Source organism: Amycolatopsis sp. NPDC031561 (assembly GCF_055580625.1).
Genome location: NZ_JBVILA010000020.1, coordinates 167714 through 194689 on the forward strand (window position 1 = coordinate 167714; position 26976 = coordinate 194689).

The 26976-nt window shown below is 68.0% G+C and carries 19 protein-coding genes and 2 pseudogenes; 4 read left to right on the forward strand and 17 right to left on the reverse strand.

Features of this window, described 5'->3' with window-relative positions; translation table 11 throughout:
* Positions 1–19: 19 nt before the first annotated feature.
* Together ACZ5IK_RS32160 and ACZ5IK_RS32165 are read right to left on the reverse strand one after the other, a co-directional pair.
* Positions 20–1330, reverse strand: a complete 1311-nt coding sequence (locus ACZ5IK_RS32160) for an NAD(P)/FAD-dependent oxidoreductase (protein WP_465491134.1) — start codon at positions 1328–1330, stop codon at positions 20–22.
* Positions 1331–1351: 21 nt separating this feature from the next.
* Complete coding sequence (locus ACZ5IK_RS32165; RefSeq protein ID WP_465491135.1) at positions 1352–3316, reverse strand: S9 family peptidase; 1965 nt, start codon at positions 3314–3316, stop codon at positions 1352–1354.
* A 445-nt stretch (positions 3317–3761) separates the two neighbouring features.
* Between ACZ5IK_RS32165 and ACZ5IK_RS32170 the strand changes: the two genes are divergently transcribed.
* Positions 3762–4127, forward strand: a complete 366-nt coding sequence (locus tag ACZ5IK_RS32170) for a hypothetical protein (protein ID WP_465491136.1) — start codon at positions 3762–3764, stop codon at positions 4125–4127.
* A 301-nt stretch (positions 4128–4428) separates the two neighbouring features.
* On the opposite strand, the gene ACZ5IK_RS32175 is transcribed toward ACZ5IK_RS32170, so the two are convergent.
* The 15 genes and pseudogenes from ACZ5IK_RS32175 to ACZ5IK_RS32245 form a co-directional block, all read right to left on the reverse strand.
* A complete protein-coding gene (locus tag ACZ5IK_RS32175) occupies positions 4429–4839 on the reverse strand; it encodes a hypothetical protein (RefSeq protein ID WP_465491137.1) in 411 nt (136 codons plus the stop codon).
* Positions 4840–4954: 115 nt separating this feature from the next.
* Entirely contained in the window at positions 4955–5533 is a 579-nt protein-coding gene (locus ACZ5IK_RS32180) for an SMI1/KNR4 family protein (protein ID WP_465491138.1), read from the reverse strand.
* A gap of 31 nt (positions 5534–5564) precedes the next feature.
* Positions 5565–6473: pseudogene (locus ACZ5IK_RS32185) on the reverse strand (ATP-binding protein); the annotation flags it as partial.
* A gap of 87 nt (positions 6474–6560) precedes the next feature.
* Positions 6561–7235 (reverse strand): annotated as a pseudogene (locus ACZ5IK_RS32190) (carbamoyl phosphate synthase preATP-grasp domain-containing protein); the annotation flags it as partial.
* Positions 7219–8478 (reverse strand): MFS transporter, encoded by a 1260-nt coding sequence (locus ACZ5IK_RS32195; protein ID WP_465491139.1) that lies wholly within the window; start codon positions 8476–8478, stop codon positions 7219–7221. The pseudogene ACZ5IK_RS32190 and the gene ACZ5IK_RS32195, both read right to left, overlap by 17 nt.
* A gap of 23 nt (positions 8479–8501) precedes the next feature.
* The gene (locus tag ACZ5IK_RS32200; RefSeq protein ID WP_465491140.1) at positions 8502–9320 is read right to left on the reverse strand and encodes an inositol monophosphatase family protein; all 819 of its coding nucleotides are present in this window, start codon (positions 9318–9320) and stop codon (positions 8502–8504) included.
* The gene (locus ACZ5IK_RS32205; RefSeq protein WP_465491141.1) at positions 9317–9775 is read right to left on the reverse strand and encodes an NUDIX hydrolase; all 459 of its coding nucleotides are present in this window, start codon (positions 9773–9775) and stop codon (positions 9317–9319) included. The genes ACZ5IK_RS32200 and ACZ5IK_RS32205 overlap by 4 nt, the downstream gene beginning before the upstream one ends.
* Positions 9772–10944, reverse strand: a complete 1173-nt coding sequence (locus ACZ5IK_RS32210) for a DegT/DnrJ/EryC1/StrS family aminotransferase (RefSeq protein WP_465491142.1) — start codon at positions 10942–10944, stop codon at positions 9772–9774. Before ACZ5IK_RS32210 ends, ACZ5IK_RS32205 begins: the two co-directional genes overlap by 4 nt.
* Before the next feature lie 31 nt (positions 10945–10975).
* A complete protein-coding gene (locus ACZ5IK_RS32215; RefSeq protein WP_465491143.1) occupies positions 10976–11965 on the reverse strand; it encodes an NAD-dependent epimerase/dehydratase family protein in 990 nt (329 codons plus the stop codon).
* Positions 11962–14256, reverse strand: coding sequence for a carbamoyltransferase HypF (gene hypF, locus ACZ5IK_RS32220; protein WP_465491144.1), 2295 nt, complete (start codon positions 14254–14256; stop codon positions 11962–11964). Before hypF ends, ACZ5IK_RS32215 begins: the two co-directional genes overlap by 4 nt.
* A gap of 85 nt (positions 14257–14341) precedes the next feature.
* Positions 14342–15367, reverse strand: a complete 1026-nt coding sequence (gene hypE, locus ACZ5IK_RS32225) for a hydrogenase expression/formation protein HypE (RefSeq protein WP_410665489.1) — start codon at positions 15365–15367, stop codon at positions 14342–14344.
* Positions 15368–15423: 56 nt separating this feature from the next.
* Positions 15424–16014, reverse strand: a complete 591-nt coding sequence (locus tag ACZ5IK_RS32230) for a cysteine hydrolase family protein (RefSeq protein WP_465491145.1) — start codon at positions 16012–16014, stop codon at positions 15424–15426.
* A gap of 669 nt (positions 16015–16683) precedes the next feature.
* Positions 16684–19332 carry a magnesium-translocating P-type ATPase gene (mgtA, locus tag ACZ5IK_RS32235; protein ID WP_465491146.1) on the reverse strand — a complete coding sequence of 883 codons (2649 nt, stop codon included), beginning with the start codon at positions 19330–19332 and terminating at the stop codon, positions 16684–16686.
* The gene (locus tag ACZ5IK_RS32240; RefSeq protein ID WP_465491147.1) at positions 19329–20423 is read right to left on the reverse strand and encodes an acetate/propionate family kinase; all 1095 of its coding nucleotides are present in this window, start codon (positions 20421–20423) and stop codon (positions 19329–19331) included. Before ACZ5IK_RS32240 ends, mgtA begins: the two co-directional genes overlap by 4 nt.
* A 2-nt stretch (positions 20424–20425) precedes the next feature.
* Positions 20426–22804: a phosphoketolase family protein gene (locus ACZ5IK_RS32245; RefSeq protein ID WP_465491148.1), complete on the reverse strand. Its 2379-nt coding sequence runs from the start codon at positions 22802–22804 to the stop codon at positions 20426–20428.
* Positions 22805–23670: 866 nt separating this feature from the next.
* Between ACZ5IK_RS32245 and ACZ5IK_RS32250 the strand changes: the two genes are divergently transcribed.
* The 3 genes from ACZ5IK_RS32250 to ACZ5IK_RS32260 all read left to right on the forward strand — a co-directional run bounded on the left by ACZ5IK_RS32250 (position 23671) and on the right by ACZ5IK_RS32260 (position 26823).
* Complete coding sequence (locus ACZ5IK_RS32250) at positions 23671–24420, forward strand: calcium-binding protein (protein WP_465491149.1); 750 nt, start codon at positions 23671–23673, stop codon at positions 24418–24420.
* Positions 24421–25195: 775 nt separating this feature from the next.
* A complete protein-coding gene (locus ACZ5IK_RS32255; RefSeq protein ID WP_465491150.1) occupies positions 25196–25597 on the forward strand; it encodes a hypothetical protein in 402 nt (133 codons plus the stop codon).
* A gap of 362 nt (positions 25598–25959) precedes the next feature.
* A complete protein-coding gene (locus ACZ5IK_RS32260; RefSeq protein WP_465491151.1) occupies positions 25960–26823 on the forward strand; it encodes a potassium channel family protein in 864 nt (287 codons plus the stop codon).
* The last annotated feature ends 153 nt before the right edge of the window (positions 26824–26976 follow it).

Genomic DNA, 26976 nt, shown 5'->3' on the forward strand with positions numbered 1-26976 from the left:
CCGTCCCCAACCGGAGCGGTCAGCCCATCACCGTGCCGGAGCTGCCCGAGTTGCGCTCGCGCCTGCGGGAGAACGCCCCGAGGTCGATCTCCAGGCCGGTGTGGGCGCCCCGGTAGCGGGCCGGGCGGGTGTCGTGGTCGGCGCCCGACTCGACGCGGTCGATCAGCGTGGCCATCAGCCTGCCGACGACGGGGGCGTTCTTGAACTGGTTGCCGCTGGTGCCCATCGCGACGTAGAACCCGGGCAGCTCGGTGCGGTCGTAGATCGGCGTCCAGTCGTCGGCGGCGTCGTACACGCCGACGATCCCGCGCGCCCGGTTCGGTACCCGCAGCCCGGTCAGCCGTCGTGCCGCCCGCGTGACCTGGGCTTCGAACACGGCCATGGTCGGGTTCGGCTGGGCGTCGTCGGGGTCGTCGAGCCAGTGCAGCGGGTCGCACGCCGGCTCGGTGCCACCCACGAGCAGGCCACCGCCGACCTCACCGCGGACGTAGACCCCCAGGTCCATGTCTGCCACAGCCGGCCCCACCCCGCCGGGCGGGTGATATCCCTCCGGCGCGAGCACGTGGGCGACTTCCTGCCGCAGCGGCCGAACGCCGATGGTGAAGTCTGCCCCGACTCCCGCCAGCTCATTGAGCTTGCCCGACCACGGTCCCGCGGCGTTGACGACCACCGGTGCGGCGATCTTCGTGCCGTCCGCGAGCCCGACGGCGCTTGCCCGCCCGTGGCGTGATTCCACCGCGCACACCGTGGCGCGGAACCGGAACCGCGCGCCTTCCCGCGTGGCCGCCGCCGCGAGGTTCTGCGCGGCGAGCTGGGGGTCGGTGACGTACCCGGCGTCGGGGGTGTAGACGGCGCCGAGCGTGTCGGTGGTGTCGGCCCAGAAGGCGTCATCGTCGATGCGCCGGGGCGGCCAGAACCGGCCTGCGTCGATGCCGGGCACGCAGTCGAGAAGGGTCGCGCTGTCCCATTCCTGGTAGGGCACGCCGACTTCGTCGAACAGCGGCAGCCAGCTGTCGCGCGGCGCGGCGGCGACGTCCAGCATGACCAGCCCGCTGCGCTCGAACCGGGCCAGGTCGCCGACGTCATGGCCCAGGTGCTCGCTCCACGCCGACCAGCAGAAGTGCGACTCCCAGGCGGTGGCCACACCGGCGAGAGTGGAGAAGTTGTACCGCACCACGGCACTCGACGCGCTCGTCGAGCCCTGTCCGGCGCCACTCGCGCGGTCCACCACCACGACCTGGCGTCCCGCCTTCGCCAGTTCGAGCGCGATCGCCGATCCGATCACGCCCGCGCCGACCACCACGACGTCCGCACTGAGTTGTGAGCTCATCGTCCTCGTCCTCCCTGTGCTTCAGCAAGCCGGCATGTGGCGCCCGAACCACTGCAGCACACGGGCGAGGAAGTCCGTCTGGGCGGGGAAAGCCCGGATACCGTGCCCTTCCTCCGGGTAGATCACCAGCGCCGATGGCACGCTGTGGGCGAGCAGGGCCTGGTGGAACTCACGAGCCTGGCCGGGTGGTGTGCACTTGTCCCGCGCGCCTGCAACGTTCAGGCACGGCGTCCGCACCTTGCTCGCCTGCAGCACCGGGCTGCGCAGGTGGGCGAGGGTGCCCGGCTGCTCGGGATCCGCGCCGAGGAAGCGGGTGCCCCACGCGGCGATGTTGCTGGTGAAGCTCTGGCTGTACCAGTTCGTCACCGGCGAAACGGGCACCGCAGCGGCGAACCGCGAGTCCTGGGTGACCAGCCACGACGACATGAACCCGCCGTAGCTGCCGCCGATCAGGCCGACTCGGGAGCCGTCGACGACCCCGCGCTCGACCAGCGCGTCGATTCCGGCGAGGTAGTCGTAGGTGTCGGCGCCACCCATGTCGCCGACCACCTGCCCGGCGAACTGCTGTCCGCGCCCGCAACTGCCCCTGGGGTTCGGGCTCAACACGGCATAACCCTGCTCCACCAGCAACGGGACCCAGGGATACCGCATGGACCACGAGTTCTGGTACGCCCAGATCGGGCCGCCGTGGATGCTGACGACCAGCGGGAACGGGCCCTGCCCGTCCGGGCGGCACAGGATGCCGTCGATGTCCAGGCCGTCCGGCGCCGTCCAGGTGACGACCTCGGCCGACCCGGCCACCGAACGAAGGAACTCGGTTCCCGCGTGCGCCACCGTGGCGAGCGGCCGCCCGTCGCCCAGCACCAGTCGTGGCGCGAGTTCGTAGGAGTCCTGCACAGTCAGCACGCGGCCGTCCGCGGTGAACGCCCCTTGCGGGAGGAAACCTCCGCCGGAGCACGCCAGCCGTGTCGACAACACCTCCTCGACCTCGCCGCCGGGCACGCTGATGATCCCGGCGACCGAGTCGAGTCGCCGCAGCCCGATGTAGCCCAGGCGTCCGCTACCGATCCACTCCAGCTGCGTGACGTCCGTGCCGCGAGTGTCGATCCGCCGCGCAGCACCGGTGGCCGCGTCAATGAGCACCACATCACCCGCGACCAGCAACCGGTCGCTGCAGACCGCTTCGACCGCGGTCACCCACCTGCCGTCCGGGGAACCGGTCGGCAATCCCAGCTGGACATCGCTGCCGAGCAGCTCGCGGACGCCGCCGTCGAGGTCGATCAGACTCAGGTGCGCGGTGTACCACGCGTCCTCGCCGGGTGCGTCGGACGCGATCGCCACGATCCGGCCGGGACCACACCACCCGGCTTCCCAGCAGTTCATACCGGCCGGGGACACCTGAGTCGACTCGCCGGTCGCGACGGTGTGGACCCACAAGCTCCGCCACCCGGTGCCGTAAGTTCCGTCGTCGACCTCGGGGAACCAGGAGGGGCGCTCCCGGTCCGGTTTCGAGGCCGTGCCCGAGCCCTGTCCGCCGGAGAGGTCCGCCCCGAACCCCGCCACCCCGAGCAGCACCTTGCCGCCGTCGGGGGACCAATGGGCGTACTCGACGTGACCAGGAAACTCCGGTGCGGGCCGCGCCTCCCCGAATCGGTCGTGATCGAGCAGGTAAAGCTGGAACACACCGGTCTCGTGCCGATCGGACAGGAAGGCGAGCGTGGTGCCGTCCGGCGAGAACCGCGCACCCCGCGACGAGCCCGGGCCACCGGTGACAGGCTGGAATTCACCGCCGTCCGCGGTGTAGATCGCGGTCCTGGGCACGCCCTCCAGCTCGTCGAACACCGCACCGGTTACCACTGTGCGCGAACCGTCCGGAGTCACATGCGGCTCGCGGATCGCGTGCGGCTGGCCGAAGGCGGGCTCGTGAAGCGCTGTCAGGTGTGCCGTAACCCGTTGATGGATCTCTGTCGCGTCCACGTCTGCCACTCACGCGTTCCTTCCTGCTCGAGGTCGACCCGTCCCTGATTCTGAGCTTCGCGAGTGGCGCCGCACAGCCGACAAACGCCGATCTTCGCAGCAGCTGAACACGACATCTGTCGTTTGGTTAGCTCGATGCCTGCCAAGTCTCAGTACACAGCGGATGGTCTCGCCGAAGTCGCTATCACGATGGCGCGGCTTGCGCCGATACCCCGGTCGACAACGTCGGTATCGGCGAGCGCAGCGAGGATGCGTGGTGTCCTGCGGGACGTCGCGGCTATGCGGGCGGGGCTCATACGGCCGCCGAACCAGCGCGAAGCCGCACTGGTGCGGGCTGGATCACCGGCGGCGGATCGCGCAGGCGGGAGGCGACGGTGCCGACGTCGCCGAGTGGCCGTCGGCCCGGTAGCGAGACACGCGCGGAGCCTCTGAGTGGAAGCGAGAAGATACCGGCGTGACCGCAGAGCCCAAGCAGGAACTGCTGAACTGGCTACGTCACGTCATCGATCTCCGGCCTCCGCAGGTGGCTGTGAAACGAGCGAGACCTCGGCCGCGCGACCACTGGCAGCTCGGCAGCCAGCCCACGACGCTGCGCACGGACCCGGACCGCACCCGTGCGCTCGCGGCCACAACGGACTTCCCGCTCGGCTGGTTCTGGACCTGGCCTGCTGAAGAGGCCGCGTTCGATCGTGACGGCAGGATGAGCGGCCCGCTACCGGTGCACCTCATCGACGCGACGGCCGACGACATCAGGGAGTCGCTGCCGCCCCGGTTCGTGTTCGTCACCGACCCCCCTGGCCGAGCACACCGGCCACGGTGACGGCTTCCCGTTCCTGCCCTTCGCCCGCGACGTCGGCACCGGCGAGATCCACTACCTCGACAGGCGGCTGCGGATCCGCCGGTGCACACCGCCGCCCCGCCACGATGCCGGACGGCGTACCCGTCACTCCGAACGTCGACCTGTTCCTCGCCGAAAGGGTCGGCGACCAGGGCGCCGGTACCGAGTGGGTCGGGGTGGTCGTGGGGGGGGGGGGGGGGGGGGGGGGGGGGGGGGGGGAAAAACCCCCCCCCCCCCCCACGACCCTCAGCACCCGATCAAGCCGCCTTTGCCTTGCCCCTCACTAAATGGACGCCCGGGCAGCCCGTGAAGCGTCGGTCAAGGTGGTGCCCACACCGGAGACCAGACCGCTGTGGACGCAGGTGAGGGTGACTTTGTAGCCACCTGGAGTCGTGGCGTACACGAAGGCGCTGCAGGTGTCGCCACCGCCGAGCGCGATCTGTGCCAGGGCACGCGCTTCCGAACTGGCATCGGTGAGGGTGGTGCCGAGCCCGTCGATGAAGGAGAGCCCGATGCCCTTGCAGTTGAGGGTGGCTTTGTAGCCGCCGCTGACCGCGGAGTTCATGAAGGCCGAACACCCGGCGGCGGGGGCGGCGTTCGCGGTGGCGGGCAGCGCAAGACTCGCGGCGGTGAACGCTCCGATCATGACCATCGTTCCTTTGGCCAGGCCGATCTTGCTGATGCTTTCGCGCATCGACACGTCCTTCCCTCTCTCGCGGCGCGAGGCGCCGGATCCGACGGGCCGAGCGGGCTGCCGGCCCGTCGGTGGTTCGACGTTCGGAAACCCTTGCCGGTTCCGGAAACGAGCCTCAGCCAGGATGGGCGATGAACCGGTTTCCCCAGAAGCCGCCGAACTCCACCGGTTTTTCCGCGATGCTCCAGCCGAAGATGTTGTCCTCCCCGGTGCTCACCAGCACATCCCGGATGACGCTCGTCATCGGCCCGGGATGCTCTTCGTGCCAGGCATCCCGATCGTGGTAGACGACCGGCCACTCGTCCGGATCCGCCTGCCCGGTGAGCCACCAGAACGTTCCGCCCGCACCGTCGTTCCCCCAGGGGTAGAGGCCACCGGGCTCCGGGAACAACCGGTACGTGACACCGCGCAGGTAGCCGAGGTCTTCGTCGCCGAAGAATCCCAGCATCCGGTGGTTGTTCCTCTTGACGTTCGCGCATTCCTCGGCGCTTTGGCCGGGATTCGAAATCTCGATCACGCCGCGAAAACCGCCGGCAGGGAACCGCGTGAGCAACTCCTTGTAGTCACTGGGCAGCGGTGTTCCCAGTTCGCGTTCGACGGTGGTCCAGTCCAGCTCCGGCCGGAAGTCTCCGGCCTGCCAGCCGACGAGCTCGCAGATCTCGTCGACGTGCGACCGTCTTGGCGCGTCTGTCACATCTTCTCCTGGTCGGTCAGCCTGATTTCCCTTACGAGGAATCCTGCCAGGCCCGGACCGGCCACAGAGCGGCGATGTGTTCCTGAAGCGAGATGACGCTCGAGTGGCCGCGGGTGACGGCCTCGATGCCTTGCACCGCGGCGGCCAGTCCCTGGACCGTCGTGAGGTACGGGATTCCGCGGGCGGCCGCCGCGGTGCGGATCTCGTCCTGTCGTGTCCCGGGCAGGGTGTCGACGACCAAAACGATGTCGCCTGCCTCGACGAGGTCCACAAGGGAGTGTTCGCGGGCGATCGTGACCGGCAGCCCGAGGTACTGGAGGATGGTGCCGGTTCCTTCGGCGGCCAGGATTTCGAAACCGTTGTCCGCCAGTGCTTTCACCGGGAAGATCATCGACCGGTTGTCGCGGGCGGCGAACGCGGCGTAGATCCGGCCCTTGGTGGGCAACGGACCGGACGCGGCGGCCAGCGCCTTGGCGTAGGCGGTGCCGAAATTCGAGTCGATCCCCATCACCTCGCCCTGTTTGACCGCGACGGCGGAGTCCGGCGGGAGGGTGCCGCCGTCCCCGATGGGCGGCAGAAGGCCCTCGGCGCGCAGATCGGCGATGCGGGCGCCGAGCATCACCCGTGCGGCGGCCTTGGCCAGCGGCACGCCGGTGGCCTTCGACACGAACGGGATGGTGCGGTCTTCCCGCGGATTCGCCTCCAGGACGGACAACGCACCCGGCGTGAGCGCGTACCGGACGTTCAGCGGCCCGCGCAGTCCCGTGCTTTCGGCCAGGACTCGGGTGGCCTCGCGGATCCTGGCGAGATCGGCGCGGCCGAGGGTGATCGGCGGCAGCACGCAGGCCGGGTCGCCGGGGGCTTCGAAGCGCTCCATGACCCCGCCCAGATACAACTCCTGGCCGTCGTAGAGGGCGTCGACGTCGATCTCGAGCGCGTCGCCGGTCGAGCCGGCGCCCTGCGGCCGTGCCACCGTCACGAAACCGAGGTCGTCCAGGGTGTGACCGACGGCCAGTTTGACGGCGAGCGCACTGGAGCCGGTCACCCGGGAGTCGAACCCGGTCACGACCACGCGGCCGCCGGGCGGGTCGACCGCGAACCGGACGGTGCAGCCACCGGGTCCGGCGCCGACCGCCCGGGTCACCGCGACGGCGACGTCGCACATCCGCCGGTACGCCCGGTCGGTCAGCGAGCCGGATCCTTCCGTCGAGCAGGCGACGGCCACCGTGTCTTCGCGGTCGCGGACCACTTCGAGCTCGAACTTCTCCCAGCCGGGCACGGACGTTTCAGACACCATCTCGGCCCCCGCCCGCCCGGCGATCCGGGCGAGCTCCTCGGGGTTCTCGCCTGCCAGGATCGCGTCGATACCGGTGCCGATCAGCTCGACGCCGTACCGGGTCAGCACCCCGGACTCGTACAGGGCGACCGTGGTGTCGAGCGCGGCCTGCCCGCCGAGGGTGGCGAACAGGGCGTCCGGCCGTTCCCTGGCGATGACCTGCTCGACCGTGCCGGGGTCGATCGGCTCCAGGTAGGTGGAATCGGCGAACTCCGGGTCGGTCGTCATCGTCGCCAGGTTGCTGTCGACCATCGTGACCCGCAGCCCCGCCGCCTTGAGCACCCGGCACGCCGCGGCGGTATGGCGGAGCACGACCGGACCGGAGCCGATCACCAGCACCGACCGCGGTTCAGGAGGCCGCGGCATGGGTGTCGTCGGGGGCGGGCCAGCGTCTGCCCGCTTCCCAATAGGACTGGACCTCGTCCAGCGACCGGCCCTTCGTCTCCGGAGCGAGAAAGAACACGAAGATCCAGGCCAGAGCCGTGATGGCGAAGAGGACGAGGAAGGTCAGCAGGCCGCCGATGGCGTTGAGCACGTCGAGGAAGAACTGGGCCACGAACAGGTTCGTCGTGAGATTCGTCAGCAGCATCACCGACGCCCCGGCGCCTCGAAGGTGATCCGGGAAGCCTTCGGCGGCGAAGACCCACACCAGCGCCCCGAAGCCCGAGTTGAAGCCGACGATGAAGGCGATGAGACCGAGAAAGCCGACCACACCGGGAGAATCGGTGGCGAAGCCGATCACCAGCAGCGCGTGTCCCAGCCCCATCAGGGTGGTACCGGTGAGCAGCACCGGCCGCCTGCCGAACCGGTCGATCGTCAGCGCGCAGACGAGCGCCGCGGCGGCACCGGCGAGCTGGACGAAACCGGGCAGGACGAGCAGTCCGAAGTCATCGGTGTAGCCGATGTGCTGGAAGATCCGCGGGCTGAAGAAGACCATCGCGTTGATGCCGGTGGCCTGGACGAAAAAGCCCAGTGTGACGACGAAAAGCGTGAGTCTCCGGTAGCGGTGCCCGAAGATCGCGCGCACGACGCCCACCTGGCGTGCGGCTCCCTCCCGCCGGAGCTGCCGCCAGCGTTCGGTCTCGGGCAACCCCAGCAGCCACAACGCGGTGGCGAGGGCGAGGACGCCGGGAATGGCGAGCATCAGCCGCCATTGCCCGCTGTCCGCGAGGAAGTAGCCGCCGAAGTAGCCCATCGCGATCCCGACGGAGGTCGCCACCTGGTAGAGGACCGCGATGCGCCCGCGAGCGCGCGTGGTGGCCGATTCGGCGATGAAGATCGGGGTCGTCACGATGGCGATGCCGATCGCGGTGCCCTGCCCGAACCGGCCCGCGCCCAGCCACAGCGGATTCGCCGCCGTGACGGCGATGCCGGTGGCCACCAGGTACAGGAGTGTCAAGCCGAGCAGGGTCTTGCGGCGGCCGAGGGCGTTGACGAGCTTGCTGCCCAAAACGGCGCCGGCGATCCAGCCCGCCGCCGTGGCGGCGTACAGCGAACCCTGCTGGGTCGTCGTGAGGTCGAAGTGGTCGGTGACCAGCAGCAGCGCGCCCGCCATCGCGGTGGCGTCGTAGCCGCAGGTCAATCCCAGGATCAGGGCGAAGATGCTCACTCTGGCGTCCTGCGAGTAGCCCCTCACGCCGGGGCCGCCGCTTTCAGCGCGGTCATCACGGCGGGATGCACACTGGCCGAAGCCAAGCAGACTTCGAAGACCCGATCCGCCTTCGTCAGCGGGTCGGTGAGATCCAGCGGCCGCCCGTCGAGATCGGTGCAGACCCCGCCGCATTCCCCCAGAACGCACAACGCGGCCGCCACGTCCCAGATCCGGCAGCTGCGATGCACGAACGCCCCGTAAGCGCCGTCGGCCACCATACAGATGTCGAAGACGCTGTTGCTCATGCGGACGCCGAGGCACGCCGTCCCGAGTGCCGCGGCGAGCCTGCCTTCGGCGGCCATCAGGCCGGGCGGCCCCTTGTCCATTCCGAAGGCCACCAACGACTTCTCCGGACCGGTGGCCGGGAGCGGTCCGAGCGGCTGCCCGTTGCGCGTGGCGCCCTTGCCTGCTTCGGCGACGTAAACGGTGTCGAACGCCGGCAGCGCGAGTCCGCCCGCGAGGACGCCCCCTGCGCCGACCGCCGCCATCATCACCCCGTAGAGCGGGCTGCCCGCGGCGTAATTGCTCGTGCCGTCCAACGGATCCACGATCCAGGTGACCTCGTCGTCGCCGGGGGTCGCCCCGCTCTCCTCTTCCAGGATCGCGTGCCGCGGATACCGTTCCCTGATCCGCCCGGTCAGCAGCGCGCCGACGGCGAGGTCCGTGTCGGTCACGAGCTGGTTCACGTCCGACGGCTTGACCGTCGTCTCGCCGGTGCCCCGCATTCCCAAGGCCACTTTGGACGCTTCACGAAGGCAGGTCTCGATGAACTCCGCGAATCCGGGATCCGGTCCGGTCATGGCGCGACCTTGGCGTATTCCGCGATGATGGGCTGCTCCGGAGTGATCACGGTGTCCGGGATCTCGTCCAGCCCGAAGAACCGCCAGGTGCTGTTCTCCGCGGTGTCCAGGACGATGGTGGCGTCCTCCGGCAGGCGGGCCACGTACGCGGCGGTGATGTTGTAGATCTCGTCGCCGTGCGGATAGCGGTAGTAGTACTCCGCTCCGGAAAAGAGCCCCAGCAGATTCAGTTCGCCGATCTCCAGGCCGATCTCCTCCTTGACCTCCCGCCGTCCGGTCTCCTCGAACGACTCCCCCGGCTCCATGAGGCCACCGGGCAGCCCCCAGCCGCCGGTGTCGACCCGCTCCAGCAGCAGGACGCGGCCGCCCGGATCGGTGATCACGACCGAGGTCCCTGGAAGGATCAGCGGCCGGGTTCCGACCAGTTTCCGCAGTTCCGCCACGTAGTCGTTCACGATGCTCTACCGCCTGCTTTCTGTGCTGTCGCGGATAGTTCGCGGATGAGGTCGCAGATCTCGTCGACGACCCCCGCGGGCATATGAGAGTAGAGCGGCAGCGTGATCATGCTCGAAGCCAGTTCCTCGGTCACCGGCAGCTCCGCGACGGCGGGGACGTCCCGGTAGGCGGTCTGCTGGTGCAAGGCCGGGCTGAAGTACTTGCGAGTACTGACGTTCTCCTGCGCCAGCCGCTCGGCCAGTTCGTCGCGGGTCATCCCGAAGCGGGTGGCGTCGACGCGGATCCCCAGGTCCTTGTACGAAGTCGCGGCGCCCTCCGGAATCGTCTGGAACTCCAGGCCGGGCAGTCCGTCCAGCCGGGAGCGATAGCGCTCCGCCAGGGAACGCCTGATGCCGATCCAGTGGGAGAACCGTTTGAGCGCGTGTACGCCCATGAACCCGGAGACCTCCGTCATCCGGCCGTTGAGCCCGGCGAACCGGCTGTCGTAGTCGCCGGGATTGCCGTATTCGCGTGCCATCCTCAGCTTGGCGGCGAGAGCGGCGTCGTTCGTCGTGATCAGCCCGCCCTCGCCGGTGCTGAGGGTCTTGGTCGGGCTGAGGCTGAACACCTCGGCCACCCCTTTGCTGCCGACCATGCTCCCGTCGGGGTAGCGGCTGCCGAAGCCGTGCGCGGAGTCGAAGACGAGCGGAATCCCCCGGGAGTCGCACGATTCCTGCAACAGACCGGCGTCGCACGGGACGCCGAACGTGTGCACCGCCAGCACGGCGGCCGCCCCCGGCAGGAGCGGGGCCACGGCCTCCGGGTCGAGGGTCCAGGTGCGGGGATCCGAGTCGGCGAACCGGATCCCGTGCCCTGCCCAGCGGAGAGCGTGGCCGGAAGCCATGAAGGTGAAACTCGGGACGACGACGTCACCGGTCAGCTCCAGGCAGCGGAACACGAGCATCAACCCGGTGGTGCAGTTGCTGACCGCGACCGCGTGATCGACCCCCAGGTACGCACTCGCGGCTTCCTCGAATTCCCTTACGTACCGCCCGTTGGTGAGCATCCCCGACTGGAGGATCTCCTTGACGGCCAGCTCCATCTCGGCATCGGCTTCCACGGTCGGGCGGACCATGGGCACGAGTTCGGGAAAACGTCTCGGCCGGGTGTTCGGGCTGAGGTCGGTCATGGTCGGGCTCCTGAGGGTGTAAGACGGAAACTCACGCCGAGACCGGGTCCACGCGCTGGGCCACCGCGGTCAGGTAGTTGCTGTAGCGAGGCGAGGCGAAGTCCGAGTACTTCCCTTCGCGCATGGCGTCCCGGATCTCCCGCGCGGTGTCGACGACCCGGCGGCTCGGGGTGAAGCCCAGTTCCCGCCGGATGGGATCGAAGTTCACCCGGTAGTTCCGTGGATCGGTGTGCTCTTCGAGGATCTCCATGCGGACGCCGTCGATCTCCTCGGCGATCAGCTTGCCGATGGAGTCCATGCGGTAGTTCTCTTCGCCGAAGCCGCAGTTGTAGATGCTCGGGGCGGCGGGCCGGTCGTCCTGGAGTACCAGGTGCACCGCCGCGGCCGCGTCCTCGACGTGCAGGAAGGGCCGCCACTGGGTCCCGCCGTGCACGGTGACCCGGCCGTGTTCCACGGCGTTCGCCGTCATGATGTTGACGGCGAGGTCGAACCGCATCCGCGGGGAAAGGCCGTGGATGGTGGCGAACCGCAGCAGACGAGGGAAAAGCTCGTCACGGGGCAGGGAGAGCAGGTAGTGCTCGGACAGCACCTTGGATTCGGCATAGACCGACTGGGGCGCCATGGGTGACAGGACGCCCACCTCCGCGTCCGCCGTGAATCCGTAGTTGCTGCAAGTGGAAGCGAAGACCAGCGACCGGATCCCGGCCCGCCGGCACGCCTCGGCGACGCGGATGGTGCCGAGATAGTTGACGTCCCAGGCGGTGTCCGTGTCGACGCCGCAGGCCGGATCGCCCACGATCGCCGCCAGGTGCACCACCGCGTCCACCCTGTCGAGGGCCTTGCCCCAGGCACCCGTGTCGAGGACGTCGCCGTCGATGTAGGTGACCCCGGGCAGTTCGAGTTCCGGACCGCCGACCAGGCCGTTGTCGATGACCACGACCTCTGCCCCGGTTTGGCGGAGTCGCCTGGTCAGGACCGATCCGATATACCCTCGCCCGCCGGTGATCAGGTACTTCTTCATCGCGCGTCGTCTCCCAGCCTGGCGTCGGCCACCACGATCTGGCCGAGCGAAATGCCGCCGTCGTTGGTCGGCACCTGCTGGTGGCAGTACGGGTCGAAGCCCGCCTTCCGCAGTTCCACCATGCAGTTGACCACCAGGAACTCGTTCAAGAAGACGCCGCCGGAGAGCACCACCCGGTGCGTTCCGGACTCCCGGAGCGCCTGGCATCGGTCGACGACCATGTCGACCACGGCCGAGTGGAAACGACGACTCAACGTGGCGGAGTCCAGCCCCGCCTCCCGGTCCGAGGCGAGCGCCCTGATCACCGGCCGAGGGTCGATTTCCCGGTCGTTCAGGCCGAATCGGTACCGGTGTTCCTGCTCGGCCATGGTGAAGTCGCGTTCGAGCAGACCCTCCAGCTCGATCGGGCCCTGCGCCTCGTATTCGGCGTGTGTGGTGATGGCGAGCAACGCGGCGACGCCGTCGAACAACCGGCCCATACTGGACGCGGGTGGAGCGTTGATCCCACGCTGCGCCATGGTCGCGAAGACGTGCCGCGCCTGCTCGTCGAGGGTCTCCAGCACCGGAAAGGCGTTGACCGCAACGGAAGTCTCGCCGAACGCGTCCAGCGCCAGCGCGAACCCCGTCCTGATCGGTTCGGTGACCGCCTTGTCGCCGCCCAAAAGCGGCACGGTCCGCAGATGCGCGACGCGGCGTGCATCGCGATAGCCGCCGACGAGGAACTCGCCACCCCAGATCGTGCCGTCGTCGCCGTAGCCGGTGCCGTCGAAGATGACACCGATGGTCTCGCCGCCGAGCCGGTTCTCCGCCATACAGGAGGCCATGTGCGCGTGATGGTGCTGGACCGGGACGACCTGCTCGAAGGTTTCGCCCTGCTCCTGAAAGGCGAACCGGGTCGCGCGGAACTGCGGATGCAGGTCCACCGCGGCGTGCCGCGGACGCAGGTCGTGGAGATCGGCGAGATGACGGACGGCTTCCCGATGCGCGCTGAAGGTCTCGTCGTTCTTGATGTCGCCGATGTGCTGGCTGACGTAGACACGTGAGCCGCTGCTCAACGCGACGGTCGTCTTCAGTTCGGCGCCGTAGGCCACCAGCGGCGCCAGTTGCGTGCCGACCTCCACGGGATACGGCGCGTAGCCGCGGGACCGGCGGATGAAACCGACCAGTGGCTCACCGAGTTCGGGATGCTCGGAGTACCGGACGATCGAGTCGTCGACCCGGACTTCGATGTCGCGGTCGTTGTAGAGGATCAGGTCGGCGACGGCGAAGAGCTGCGCCAGCGCGTCTTCGTTGCGGTACACGATCGGGTAGCCGGAAATGTTGCCGCTGGTCATGACCAGGGTGTCCAGTCCGGCGTGGTCGAGCAGAAGGTGGTGCACCGGCGCGGAGGGGAGCATGACGCCGAGATTGGGGTTGCGCGGGGCGATCTGCTCCGGCAGCCCCGGGGATCGCTTGCGTAGCAACACGATCGGCCGGGCAGGCGAGAGCAGCAGTTCGGCCTCGGCGGGACGGACCTCGGCGAACCCTTCGACCGTGCCCAGATCGCGGGCCATCACCGCGAACGGCTTGGAATCACGCCGTTTGCGGGTCCGCAGCCGGGCGACCGCCCCGCCGTCACGGGCGTTGACCGCGAGATGGAATCCGCCGACGCTCTTGACCGCGACGATGCCGCCCTCGGCGAGCGCCGCCGTGGCCGCGGCGAGCGCTTCCTCCCCCGAAGCCGTCTCGCCACCGGAACCGGCCAGCAACAGCCGGGGACCGCAGTCGGGGCAGGCGTTGGGCTGGGCGTGATAGCGACGGTCCAGCGGGTCCCCGTACTCGGTGACACACGGGCCGCACATGGTGAAGCCCGCCATCGTGGTGACGGCCCGGTCGTAGGGCAGCTCGCGGATGATCGAGTACCGCGGGCCGCAGTTGGTGCAGTTGATGAACGGATACCGGTAGCGCCGGTCGGCCGGATCACGCAGCTCGGCACGGCAGTCGGCGCAGACGTAGGAGTCGGCGGGCACGACCGTGGTCCGGAGGCCGCCGTGCCTGCTTTCCCGGATGGTGAACCCCTCCGGCCGCGCCTCGGCCTCGGGCAGGTCGTTCACCTGGACCGCCGTGACCCTGGCCTGGGGCGGCGCCTGCGTGCTGAGGCCTTCGGTGAAGCGGTGCACCTCCTCCGGCCTGCCGGTGACCTCGATCAGCACACCCTCCGGGTCGTTGAGCACCCAGCCGGTCAGGTCGCAGTTCAACGCGAGCTTGTAGACGAAGGGCCGGTACCCCACGCCCTGGACCACGCCTGCCACGCGAATACTCCGCCGGACACTCACATCACTACTCGGCATCTCGTCACCTCCCCGCTCGGTATTTCACTGATCGGCACTTCACTGATCAGCACAGACGCGGCAGCTCGGCGCCCTGAAGTTCCTCGACCACGGAATCCCGTCCGTCCGCGTCGCGCCTCAGCACGATCGGATCCGCGTCTCCCGTCACCTCGCCGATCGTCGTCGCCTCGGCGCCGTACTTGTGCGAGCGGAGCACGGCCAGGACTTCCTGCTCCGCCGCCGGATCGACGAACAGGCACAGACAGCCTTCGTTGGCGGCGTGAATCGCGTTGATTCCCAGCATGTCCGCGGCCATCACGGTCTCGAACTGAATGGGCAGCCGGTCCTGTTCGAACCGGACGGCGTGCCCGGACGCCCTGGCGTACTCGTGCAGGACGGCCGCCAGCCCGCCGCGGGTGACGTCCCGGACCGAATGCACCGCGCCCTCGCCGACCGTCGTCAGCAGCGTGTCCATGAGCCCGTTGAGCGGCGCGCAATCGCTCAGCACGCGCTGCTCGAAGCCGAGGCCCTCCCGGATCGACAGCAGGTGCACCGTGTGGTTGCCGATCGGTCCGCTGAGGATCACCCGGTCACCGGGCCGGACGTCGCGCATCCGCAGCGGCGCGCGTTCGAAGACGCCGATGCCGGCGGTGTTGAGGTAGATCTGGTCGACCTCGCCCTTGCGGACCACTTTGGTGTCACCGCAGACGATCTGGACGCCCGCCTCGAGCGCCGTCTCCCGGATGGACGTGCACACCTGGTGGAGCCGGGCCATCGGCAGGCCCGTCTCCAGGATCATCCCGAGTGTCAGGTAGAGCGGCCGCGCGCCGACCACGGCGAGGTCGTTCACCGTGCCACAGACGGAGATCTTGCCGATGTCCCCGTTGCCGAAGAACGGCGGATCGGCCACGAACGAGTCCGTGGTCATCGCGATCCGCCCGGCGGGAAGGGACAGCATCGCGCTGTCCTCCATCTCGCCGATGTACACCTCGCCGAGTGTCTCGACGACGAAGGAGATCAACTCACCGCTGAGCTTGGCTCCGCTTCCGTGGTCCAGAACGACCTCGTCGAGGCCGGTCACCGAGTCTGTCATCGGGCGTCCTACCTTCCTTTCTTCGAGCGAGGGCCGGAAGCCCTTTCGGACAGTGCTCAAGGAAGGGTCTTGACGACCATTCGGGGCAGTTCACCCTTGGTGTCGAGGGTCTCCAAGATCTCTTGCGAGCTCGCGACAGTGGCGCAATACCCGGCGAGCCAGGCGAGGGAACGGTCACGATCCGCCGTCTTGTCGGAAACGACGCATTCGGCGGGCACCCAGACGTTGTAACCGCGGAAGAACGCGTCGGCGGCAGTGGTCTGGACACAGATCTGGGTCTGCAATCCGGTGACCACGACGGTCTCGACACCCTCCGCCTGAAGCAGATCGTGCAATTTCGTCTCGTAGAAACCGCTGTCCTTGTTCTTCTCCACGACGACGTCGCCTTCGCCGAGGAACGCGGGGAGAATCGCCGCACCCTCGGTTTCGCGTTGCAGCGGCAGGGTTCCGTCCGCCCGGCGGTTCGCGTTCGGGTCGTCGGGCAGGTTGATCAGCTGCAGGTGGTAGACCGTGTGGCCGCGGCGCCGCATCTCGTCGAGGTAGGCGATGTAGTGGGGCTGCGCGTCGGTCATCACCGCTGTGCGCTCGGGGGTCAGGTAGACCACGTCACCCTGAAGATCGTTGGTGATGACGGCGATTTTGCCCATGACAGCTCCTTGTCAAGAGGAATGACGAATAGAGAAAACACCCATGAGACACAGAAAACGATCCAGCAGGATCGAACAAAGAAGTCCCCAGAGAGCGACCCGAGGCCGCAAACGAATCCCGTCAGAAAGACCCGCTCCCCCAGTCCCCCTTTATTTTCACATTCCCGCCCCAGCAGTTCAATGGTCGAGACCACTGATACACCTTTGTCTACCCAGCGAATGTCACCGTGTCAAGCCCCGGATTCGGCGCCGAAAGATCAATAACCCGACCTTCGGGGAATTCCACAGGTTTCCGTCCCGTCACATACGGATACCCGCGTCGACGAGGGCCATCACGCATCTGCGGCAGCTCCGAAATTCGTAGTGCGACAAAAGGATCAAGCCCTTCGGGACGGCTGCGTCATCAGTCATCGAACAACTTCGCCCACCTTTCGGAACCGATTACCTACAACAAATGGCTCACTCCTTTCGTCCCCTGGGGAGCCACGCACGGGCGAGCGGCTTGCTCGCCGCCGCCGTGTTGGGCGCAGGCGGCCATGTCGATGGCGCGCACCAGCCGCGACGGCACGTGCCTGCGGGTGGCCTCCGCCGCCGCCCAGTGCGCGGCGTGGGTAGCCGACACCTACCCGTCGACACCGGTGACGGCCGGTCGGCCGGACAGCATGTTCTTCATCGGGGAACTCCTGTTCGTCGTGGCATGGGGGACACGGTGCTGAAGCGCCCGGCGCGGCGTCGCAACTTGCGACCGCGGGGCGGGATCGCCTGCGGCCGGGCAGGCCGGGCGGCTCGGTAGAAGAACCGCTTGCCGATCTCGATGAGGACGAGATAGCCGGCGACCATGATCGCCAGCACGCCGTAGAAGGCGAGCGGTAGCGGCTGGAAGCCCAGTGCGTGCGCGAGTGGTGTGGCGGGCAGCAGGGCGCCGATGGTGACCACGCCGAGCGCGGCGAGGGTGAGGGGAAGGCTGGGGTGACTGCGGAAGAACGGGACGGTTCTGGTCCGGATGGCGAAGATCACCAGGGTTTGCGTGGCGAGGGACTCGACGAACCAGCCGGTGTGGAACTGTTCGGGCCCGGCGTGCAGGACCCAGAGCAGCAGGCCGAAGGTGGCGAAGTCGAACACTGAGCTGAGCGGCCCGAAGCGGAGCATGAACCGGCGGATGAACGCGATGTCCCAATGCGCGGGCCGGCGGAGTTGTCCGGCGTCGACGTTGTCGGTGGGGATGGCGAGCTGGCTGGTGTCGTAGAGCAGGTTGTTGAGCAGGATCTGTGACGGGAGCATCGGCAGGAACGGCAGGAACAAGGACGCGCCCGCGGCGGAGGCCATGTTGCCGAAGTTGCTGGAGGTGCCCATCAGGACGTACTTGATGGTGTTGGCGAAGATGCGCCTGCCTTCGACGACGCCGTCGGCCAGCACGCCGAGATCCTTGTCGAGCAGGATGACGGCGGCGGCGTCCTTGGCGACGTCGGTGCCCGAGTCGACCGAGACGCCCACGTCGGCGGCGTGCAGAGCGAGTGCGTCGTTGACCCCGTCACCGAGGAACGCGACGCCGCCGGACCTGTGGCGCTGGATGCGCACGATCCTTGCCTTGTGTTCGGGACTGACGCGGGCGAAGACGGTGGTGCCGGGGATGGCGGCGGCGAGGGCGTCGTCGTCGAGGTCATCGATGTCCGCACCGGTGAGCGCGCCGCCCTCGGTCAGTCCGAGGTCGTGGCAGACCTTGATCGCGACGGCGGCGTTGTCGCCGGTGACGACCTTCACCGCGACGCCGAGGCCGGTCAGGCGGTGCAGCGCGGTTCCGGCGTCGGTCTTGGGCGGGTCGAGGAAGACCAGAAACCCGGTCAGGTGCAGGTTTTGCTCGTCCGCGGAGGTGAGTGCGGCCAGGTCACCGGCGAGCCGGGTGGCTACGGCGACGACCCGGTTGCCCGCGGCGAACTCGGCGTCCAGGGCGGCCCGTGCCTCGGGCGGCACGTCCACACAGCGCTCCAGCACGGCTTCCGGTGCGCCCTTGGTGATGAGAGTCGATACGCCCGAGGTGCCGCAGGAGATGACGGACATCATGCGACGGTCGTGGTCGAAAGGCAGTACCGCCGTCGGTTCCCGCTCCGACGCGGCGGCGCCCAGACCTGCTGTGGCGGGTGAGGCCCACAAGGCTTGATCGAGTGGGTTGCCGCCGCCGGTTCGCGCGGCCATCTCGGTGCACAGCAGGCCCCGGCGCAGGACGTCGTCGGGCGTGCCGGTCGCCGTGGGGACCGCGCGCATGTACTGGACGCGGCCCTGCGTCAGGGTGCCGGTCTTGTCGGTGAACAGCACGTCGACGTTGCCGAGGTCTTCGATGCAGACCAGTCTTTTGACCAGGACCCGGCGGCGGCTCATCCGGCGTGATCCGGCGGCGAGGCTGGTGGAGACCACGGCGGGCAGCAGTTGCGGAGTGATACCGACCGCGATCGCCAAAGAGAACAGCAGCGCGTCGAAGATCGGTTTGTCCAGCAGGATGTTCGCCACGAAGATCGCCGTGGTGAGTACGGCGGCGACGTAGACCAGCAGCAGGGAGAACTTGCGGAGGCCGACCTGGAACTCGGTGTCGAGCGGGTGGGTGTCCAGCCCGGCCGCGATCGAGCCGAACCGGGTGCGAGCACCGATGGCGACCACGACGCCGGCACCGGAGCCCGCGCGGACCACCGTTCCCATCAACGCCGCGCCGGACAGGTCGGCGAGCGGGGTGCCCGGTTCCACCGGCGCGGTGGACTTGCCGACGGGCAGGGATTCGCCGGTCAGGACGGATTCATCGCATTCCAGGCCAGTGACCGACACCAGCCGCAGATCGGCCGGGACGATGTCGCCCAAGCGCAGTTCCACCACGTCGCCGGGGACGAGCAAGGTGACGTCCACACGGGACCGCGAGCCGTCGCGGATGACCGTGGTCTCGTGGCGGATCCGGGAGTGCAGGGCCTCGGCGGCCTTCTCGGCGCGGTACTCGTTGGTGAAGCCCAGCCCCACCGACACGAGCACGATCGTGGCGATGATGACCGCGTCACCACGCTGGCCGAACAGGGCGGACGCCAGCGCCGCCGCCAGCAGCAGGCCCAGCAACGGGGACCGGAGCTGGTGCCAGAGCACCGGGAACACGCGGGCGCGGTGTGAGGACACCGCGTTGGGTCCCCACTTGGCCTGCCCTTGAACGACGCCTGCCTGGGTGCGGCCGTACGCGGCGGTGACACCGAGATCGTGCAGGACTTCTGTCACAGGACGAGCCGCGGCGGTCATCACCTCCGCCACATCCGGCCGGGTCACCGAGCCGATCTTCACCGTGGTCATCGGGAGTGTCGGTTCGGCACCGGGGCGGCGCACCGGGTCTCTTGGGCGATCTGGAGGTCTTCCCTGGCGGTGATCACCAGGGTCCGTAGCGCCGCTCCCGCGGCGGTGAGGTCGGTGTCGCCGTGTGCGGACCGGTTGCGTTCCGGGTCGAGGGTGGCGCCCAGGTAACCGAGGCGCTCGACCGCGCGGCGCCGCACACCGGCGGAGTTCTCGCCGACCCCGCCGGTGAACACGAGCACGTCCAGCCCGCCGGTCGCCGCGGTCATCGCGGCGATGCCCGCGACCAGCCGGTGGGTGTACACGTCCAACGCCAGTAGCGCGTCCGGGACACCGTCCGCGGCGGCGGTCTCGACCTCGCGCAGGTCACCGGTGCCGGCGAGGGCGGTCATTCCGGAGTGGTGCTCGAGCGCGGTGGCCACCTCATGCGCCGAGAGTCCCTCGTGTTCTTGCAGCCACAGCACCAGGCCGGGATCGACGGTGCCCGAGCGGGTCGCCATGACCAGGCCTTCCAGCGGGGTGAAACCCATCGTCGTGTCGACGCTGCGACCGTCGAGCACGGCCGCCAAGGACGCGCCCGCGCCCAGATGACACGTCACCACCCGCAGCCCCGCCAGTGGCCGCTCCACCATTTGAGCGGCACGGCGGGCGCAGTAGGCGTGGGACAGCCCGTGGAACCCGTAGCGACGGATCCCGTGGCGCTCCCGCCATTCGCGCGGTATCGCATAGGTCGAGGCGGCAGCGGGCATCGCGGCGTGGAACGCGGTGTCGAAGCACGCGACCGCGGGCACACCGGGCAGCAGCGCGGTGATCGCGTCGAGCGCGGCCAGCGATGCCGGCTGGTGCAAGGGGGCGAGATCGGTCAGCTCACCCAGCCGGGTCCGCACGGTGTCGTCGACGCGCACCGGGCCGCGGTAGCGGGTGCCACCGTGCACGATCCGATGCCCCACCGCGTCGGGCTTCTCCCAGCCAAGCACCACGTCGGCCAGATCACCATGATCGGCGGGGAGGTCGACGCCGCGCAGCACGGTGTCGTCGTCGAGCAGGCGCAGTTTCAGGCTCGACGACCCGGCGTTGACGGCCAGGACCCGCACCGTCAGTCCCCGTGCCGCAGGGTCCACCCGGCGATCGCCGGGTCGTCCTCGCCGTGCTCACGGGTGTAGCGGCGGGCCGCCTCCCTGCTGTCGACCATCTCCTGCCGTAACGCTGCCGCGTTGTCGCCCAGCGCGGGCACCCGGTCGATGACGTCCATGACGAGGTGGAAGCGGTCGAGGTCGTTGAGCATGACGTTGTCGAACGGGGTGGTCGTGGTGCCCTCTTCCTTGTAACCGCGTACGTGCAGGTTGCGGTGGTTGGTGCGGCGATAGGTCAGCAGGTGGATCAGCGACGGATAGCCGTGGAAGGCGAAGATCACCGGTGTGTCGGCGGTGAAGACCGCGTCGAAGTCCACATCGGACAACCCGTGCGGATGCTCGGTCTCCGATTGCAGGCGCATCAGATCGACGACGTTGACCACCCGGACCCGCAGTTCGGGCAAGTGGGTGCGCAGCAGGTCCGCCGCCGCGACGGTCTCCAGGGTCGGGATGTCGCCCGCGCAGGCGAGCACGACGTCCGGTTCACCGTCGGCGGTGCCCGCCCACGGCCAGATGCCCAGTCCCCGTGCGCAGTGCGCGGCCGCCTCATCGATGTCCAGATAGGACAGTGCGGGTTGCTTGCCCGCGACGATGACGTTGACGTAACCCTTGCTGCGCAGGCAATGGTCCGTTACCGACAGCAGGGTGTTGGTATCCGGCGGCAGGTAGACGCGGACGATCTCGGCCTTCTTGTTCACCACGTGGTCGATGAACCCGGGATCCTGGTGGGAGAACCCGTTGTGGTCCTGGCGCCACACATGTGAGGACAGCAGGTAGTTCAAGGACGCGATCGGGGCCCGCCATGGGATGCCGCGGCTGGTCTTGAGCCATTTCGCGTGCTGGTTGAGCATGGAGTCGACGATGTGGATGAACGCCTCGTAGCAGTTGAACAACCCGTGCCTGCCGGTGAGCAGGTAGCCTTCCAGCCAGCCTTGGCACAAGTGCTCCGACAGCACCTCCATGACCCGCCCGTCGGGGGCGAGATGGTCGTCGCCGGGCACGGTGGTCGCGTTCCACGCACGGTCGGTCTTCTCGAAGACCGCGCCCAGACGGTTCGACGCCGTCTCGTCCGGACCCATGATCCTGAACCGGTCGGTGTTGTCGGCGACGATGTCACGCAGGAACGTACCCAGCACGCGGGTCGCCTCGCTCGACTCCACGGCGGGGCGGTCCACCGGTATGGCGTAAGCCCGGAAGTCCGGCAGCGACAGCTCACGCAACAACAGTCCGCCGTTGGCGTGCGGGCTGGCGCTCATCCGCTTGGCGCCCTCCGGTGCGAGGGCGCGCAAGTGCGGGAGCAGCCGGCCGGCCTTGTCGAACAGCTCCTCAGGCCGGTAGCTGCGCAGCCAGGTTTCCAGAAGCGCCCGATGGTCGGAGTTGGTTTTGGTCGATGCCAAGGGAACCTGGTGTGCCCGGAAGGTGCCCTCGACCGGGATGCCGTCGACCTCCTTCGGCCCGGTCCAGCCCTTCGGGGTGCGCAATACGATCATCGGCCATACCGGACGATCTCCCGGGGCTCCACCACGGGCGGCGTGCTGGATGGCGGCGATGTCGTCGAACACCGTCTCCAGCGTCGCGGCCAGCAGGCGGTGGACTGTGGCCGGGTCGTCGCCGGTGACGAAGTGCGGCTCGTAGCCGTAACCGCGCATCAACGCGGCGAGTTCGGTCTCGGGGATGCGGGCCAGCACGGCAGGGTTGGCGATCTTGTAGCCGTTGAGGTGCAGCACCGGCAGCACGGCACCGTCGGTCACCGGGTTCAGGAACTTGTTCGAATGCCAACTGGCCGCCAGCGGACCGGTCTCGGCCTCCCCGTCGCCCACCACGCACAACGCGACCAGATGAGGATTGTCGAACACCGCGCCGAACGCGTGCACCAGCGCGTAGCCGAGTTCACCACCCTCGTGAATCGAACCGGGGGTCTCCGGTGCCACATGGCTCGGGATACCGCCGGGGAAGGAGAACTGGCGGAACAGCTTGCGCAGGCCGTCCTCGTCCTCGCCGATATCCGGGTAGACCTCGCTGTAGGTGCCCTCCAAATAGGCGTTCGCCACCAGACCGGGTCCTCCATGTCCCGGACCGGTCACATACAGCACGTCGAGATCACGGCGGCCGATGATCCGATTCATGTGCGCGTACAGCAAATTCAGGCCGGGCGTGGTCCCCCAATGACCCAGCAACCGCGGTTTCACCTGCTCGGCCAGCAACGGCTCCCGCAGCAACGGATTCGCCAACAGGTAGATCTGCCCGACCGAAAGATAGTTGGCCGCACGCCAGTAGGCGTCTATCAGCTCCAGATCCTCTTTGGCAAGGCTGGACACGGATCCAGGGACGGTGGTCAGCACGATGACGGCTCCTTGAGCGGACACGGTTTCGGCGCCGGTACACGCACCGCTGGACGAAACCAGCGCGGCGCCATCGAAACGGGAGCCTCTCAGCGTGCTGATCAGTGCGAGGACGCGTCGAGCGAGTCCGACGTCATTGTCGGCGCTCCCGTCCCCGATCGACCCGCGACCGGCGGTCAGAGCGCCGAGGGCGGCACACGCTTGGACGCGTGCGCACGAGTTGCTCTCGGCACAACGAACCCTACGCCTCTCAGCGTCATCCAACGCGATGAACCGGATAGCCGCTCATACCGACTCCGCCTGCAACATCGAGGACCGACGCTTACGACGACGATCCAGACAGCGGCCCCAACGTCTGCGCACGTGTCCGCCAGGACGTACAGCGACGCAGGCCATGATCAACCGTCACCCGCACTTCGGTCGCCGGCATCCCTGAAGCGCCACCGGACGATCTGGATGACCGAGGGCGAATCGGAGGTGAAGCCTCGATATTTTCTTTCCACCAGGAATACGTAAAATGTTGTCGCGTCGAACTCCGACAGGCGGCGACGGCTGTCATGCCAAATCGTCCGAGCGTGGACGACACGGTCTCGTGTCGACACCGGGCGGTGTGCGCCCATTCGAGGTACAGCCGTATCGGTTTCCGCACCCGCCGGAGTAAATTCGCCTGTCGTACCCCCAGACCTCGGTGACGTGACATATCCGTGAAGATCACGGTTCGGGATCACGAACCGAGGTTTTTTGTGTGAACGAGGCGAACGTCGACAGTTCGGCCGCGCTGCGGATCACTGTTCGCACAACCCTATTCCGCCGGCGCACCGCGTCCGCGCGAGTCATCGCTCACTGTGTTTCAGGAAATGAAGATCATGAGATTTCAGCAGAATCCGGTCCGCCGGGGAATCGTCGCCATGCTGGCCGGAACCCTCGCGGTCCCGGCCTTGTGGGCCGCTACCCCGCTGACCGCCCACGCCGCCGTCGACTGCGTCGTCAGCCCCGGCGTGACCCAGACCAGTACGGTCGTGACCGGAAGTCCCGGCAACGACACCATCGACTGCGGCGGCACGAACCCCGCCAAGACGATCAACGGCAACGGTGGGAACGACACCATCACCGGCACGGACTTCGACGACACGGTCAACGGCGGCGACGGCAACGACACCATCACCGGCGGCACCGGGGCCGACACTCTCGCCGGCGGGCTGGACATCGACACCATCTCCGGCAGCGCGGGCAACGACACCCTCATCGGCGCCTCCAACGACGGCAGCCAGGACAGTCTCGACGGCGGCGACGGCATCGACACCTGCCAAGGACCCGCACCCGACCCCGACATCCACGCCAGCTGCGAAAACACGAGCACACCACCGACGTCCGGCCCGGGCTCGAGCACGGGAAACGCCACCGAACTGTGCAACACGACCGGCGGCGTCCTGTCCCTCACCGTCAACCCGGTCGGCTACGTCTGCGTGTTCAACCCCCTCAACCCGGCCAACCGCCGAGTCCAGGAAGCCACCCGCATCTGCACCGGATCCAACGGGACGTTCGTGAACCTGCTTCCCTTGAGCTACGCCTGCCTCCTGCCCGCCGGGCCACAAGCCACCCACGTCGCCATTTGACTTCTCTTGGCCGGATCGGTTTCTCACACATGACGGGGCAGGTGTGCGCTCAGAAATTCTCGCAGGCCCGCCGCGGTGACGCGACGACTTTCCGCGCGAGGGTTCTTGTCCGAGCGCCAACCCCACCGAACTCGAAGCCTCTTGTCTCGAGCAACCGGCCTTGCTCCAGCGACAGCAGCACGGGCTTGAATGGTCCTGTGAAGGGTAATCGCGAATCCAGGTCTCGGTGAACCGCGGGCGGGCACCGGCGGTCCGGATCGCGGGGAACCTTGCGGGTCTCCAGCGCCGTGGCACGCGTGTCGGTCTGGGCCGGAACAGATCTTCGGCTTCCCGGACCACCGACGACACCGTCCAGCGTGCCGTCGGTGGTCCGCCCTCAAGGCGGCCAGCATCGGGAGCTTCTCGGCGACAGTCTCGCGTTCGCCTCCACCGGACTCGACGGAATTCCCGGGAAGCGGCACCATGCCCCGCGAGCTCGATGATCCTTCTTTCTCCCAGGTCGCCAGGCTCATGAGACTCGAGACACCAGCGCGAAGACGTGCTCGGCGAGGAGTTCTACTCGTCGAGCCACTGAACGGAGCTCGGTTGGTGAACACCACGACGAGCATTCTCGCCACGCGGACACGTACGGGTGCCTTTTCGTATTTGATATTCGTTCGGTGCTCCACTTCTTGTATAAGCCGGTTCATTTTCAGCCGACTTTGTTCCGGCAGTTCGGTTTTTCACCGGGCCGACCGGGACTCGTGGCTTCATTCCTGATTCAGGAGTTCCACTGATGAATATCAAAATTCGCCGCATCGCCGCATCGTCCTTCGCCATCGGCGCCCTCGCGATGCTGACCATGACGCCGGCCAGTGCCGCCGCGACCACTGCGGATCTGGCACCGGCGAACGCCCCTCCCGCAAGCTGTGCCAGCGCCATCGCCGCCGCGGTCGACACCGCGAACTCGGCCACCGCCGCCGCGGCCAACGTCGCCGACTCGGCCGCCGCAGCCGCCGCTGCCAAGGCGTTCGCCGAGGGTGTGCTCACCGGGACTCCCGCCGCGATCAACGACGCCGCCGCCAACCTGGGTGCGTTCAGCACCGCTGCCGCCACGGCCGCGGCGGCGAGCGCGGCCGCACACGCCACGGCCGCCACCGCGACCATCGGTGTCCTCGTCGCCTGCGCCAAGGCGTAATTTCCCCAGCACCCGGAACATCGGACCAGGAGCGGTTTCCTGGCGATGTTCCGGGCGCTCGTCACGGACAATTTGATCCACCGAATAAACGCCGTAGTTGACGCAGTCGGTGGCCGGGAGGGAAGCGAACAGTACGTGGAGCGCGCCAAGTGAATCGTCGGTCATCGGCGTGGACGGAGCCCCTGCGAGCCACCATCATCCAGGACTCCCACCGCCTCGCTGAAAGTATCGTCGACGTCCTGGAGAAGATGCACCCGCGCCGCAGATGACGAGACGCTCCATCCTGGATCCCGAGGTCGAGTCAACTTTCCCGGATCGAATCGCGGATGGCGTTCTACCCGTAGCAGGACGAGGCTCAACTCATGCCACGAGATACCGCACGACGCGCCCCGCCCACCGGCCTAGCCCGGCTCCGGACGGGTGAGGCCTACGACCGTTTCATCAAGTGGGGCGAACTGCCGATGCTCGCCCTGTCCATCGTGTTCCTCGCCGTGCTGGTCATCCCGGTGCTCGACGAGACACTCCCAGCAGGCTGGCTGACCGCGTTTGCCCTCACCGACACCATCATCTGGGCAGCCTTCGCAATCGAGTACCTGCTCCGGCTCCTCCTCACACCACGGCCCGGACGGTTCCTCGTACGCAATATCCCGGACCTGATCGTCATCGTCGTACCGGCATTACGGGTACTGCGGATGGCGCGACTCGCGCGACTGGTCCGGTTCACCCGCTCCGGCGCCATCGCCATGCGCGCCACCCAGCGCATCGGATCCCACCTCCACGTCAGAGCAGCGATCCAGATAACCGCGACCGCGATCATCGTCATGTTCGTCGGCGCCGTCGGCATGCTGGACGTCGAACGACACGCCCCCGACGCGAACATCCGCACCTTCGGCGACGCCGCGTGGTGGGCCTTGACCACCCTGACGACAGTGGGCTACGGCGATCGCTACCCGGTCACCACGGACGGCCGAATAGTCGCCACTGTCGTCATGCTCACAGGAATCGCCGTACTAGGAGTGGTCACCGCCTCCATCGCCGCCTGGTTCGTGGACAGACTCCGAACCGTCGAAAAAACCGAGACACTCCAGTCCAAACACGACCAGCACGTCGACGCAACCCTCACCGAAGTGCTGGAAAAACTCGCCGTCCTGGAAGCCCGCTCGACCCCTGACCACCAGATAGCCGACGTCCGGCCGAACAAACAACCAAGCGGCGACCGCGAGTGAGGATTTCATGCGGCAGTCGATCGAGTAGCCGACGATCTATTTGGGGGGTAAGTCAAAGGTGGCGTGTTCGTGGGCGGGGCAGGCGACGGGGTGGAGGTGTCTTTCGCCACGTTCGATACCGAGTGGCCGTGTCGCGAAAGCCACTTTCGGGAC

Excerpts from the sequence above, each read along its gene's own strand:
- ACZ5IK_RS32160 (WP_465491134.1), bottom strand. The coding sequence starts at position 1,330 with ATGAGCTCACAACTCAGTGCGGACGTCGTGGTGGTCGGCGCGGGCGTG.
- ACZ5IK_RS32175 (WP_465491137.1), bottom strand. The coding sequence starts at position 4,839 with ATGCGCGAAAGCATCAGCAAGATCGGCCTGGCCAAAGGAACGATGGTC.
- ACZ5IK_RS32200 (WP_465491140.1), bottom strand. The coding sequence starts at position 9,320 with ATGACCGGACCGGATCCCGGATTCGCGGAGTTCATCGAGACCTGCCTT.
- ACZ5IK_RS32210 (WP_465491142.1), bottom strand. The coding sequence starts at position 10,944 with ATGACCGACCTCAGCCCGAACACCCGGCCGAGACGTTTTCCCGAACTC.
- ACZ5IK_RS32215 (WP_465491143.1), bottom strand. The coding sequence starts at position 11,965 with ATGAAGAAGTACCTGATCACCGGCGGGCGAGGGTATATCGGATCGGTC.
- hypE (WP_410665489.1), bottom strand. The coding sequence starts at position 15,367 with ATGACAGACTCGGTGACCGGCCTCGACGAGGTCGTTCTGGACCACGGA.
- ACZ5IK_RS32230 (WP_465491145.1), bottom strand. The coding sequence starts at position 16,014 with ATGGGCAAAATCGCCGTCATCACCAACGATCTTCAGGGTGACGTGGTC.
- mgtA (WP_465491146.1), bottom strand. The coding sequence starts at position 19,332 with ATGACCACGGTGAAGATCGGCTCGGTGACCCGGCCGGATGTGGCGGAG.
- ACZ5IK_RS32250 (WP_465491149.1), top strand. The coding sequence starts at position 23,671 with ATGAGATTTCAGCAGAATCCGGTCCGCCGGGGAATCGTCGCCATGCTG.
- ACZ5IK_RS32255 (WP_465491150.1), top strand. The coding sequence starts at position 25,196 with ATGAATATCAAAATTCGCCGCATCGCCGCATCGTCCTTCGCCATCGGC.
- ACZ5IK_RS32260 (WP_465491151.1), top strand. The coding sequence starts at position 25,960 with ATGCCACGAGATACCGCACGACGCGCCCCGCCCACCGGCCTAGCCCGG.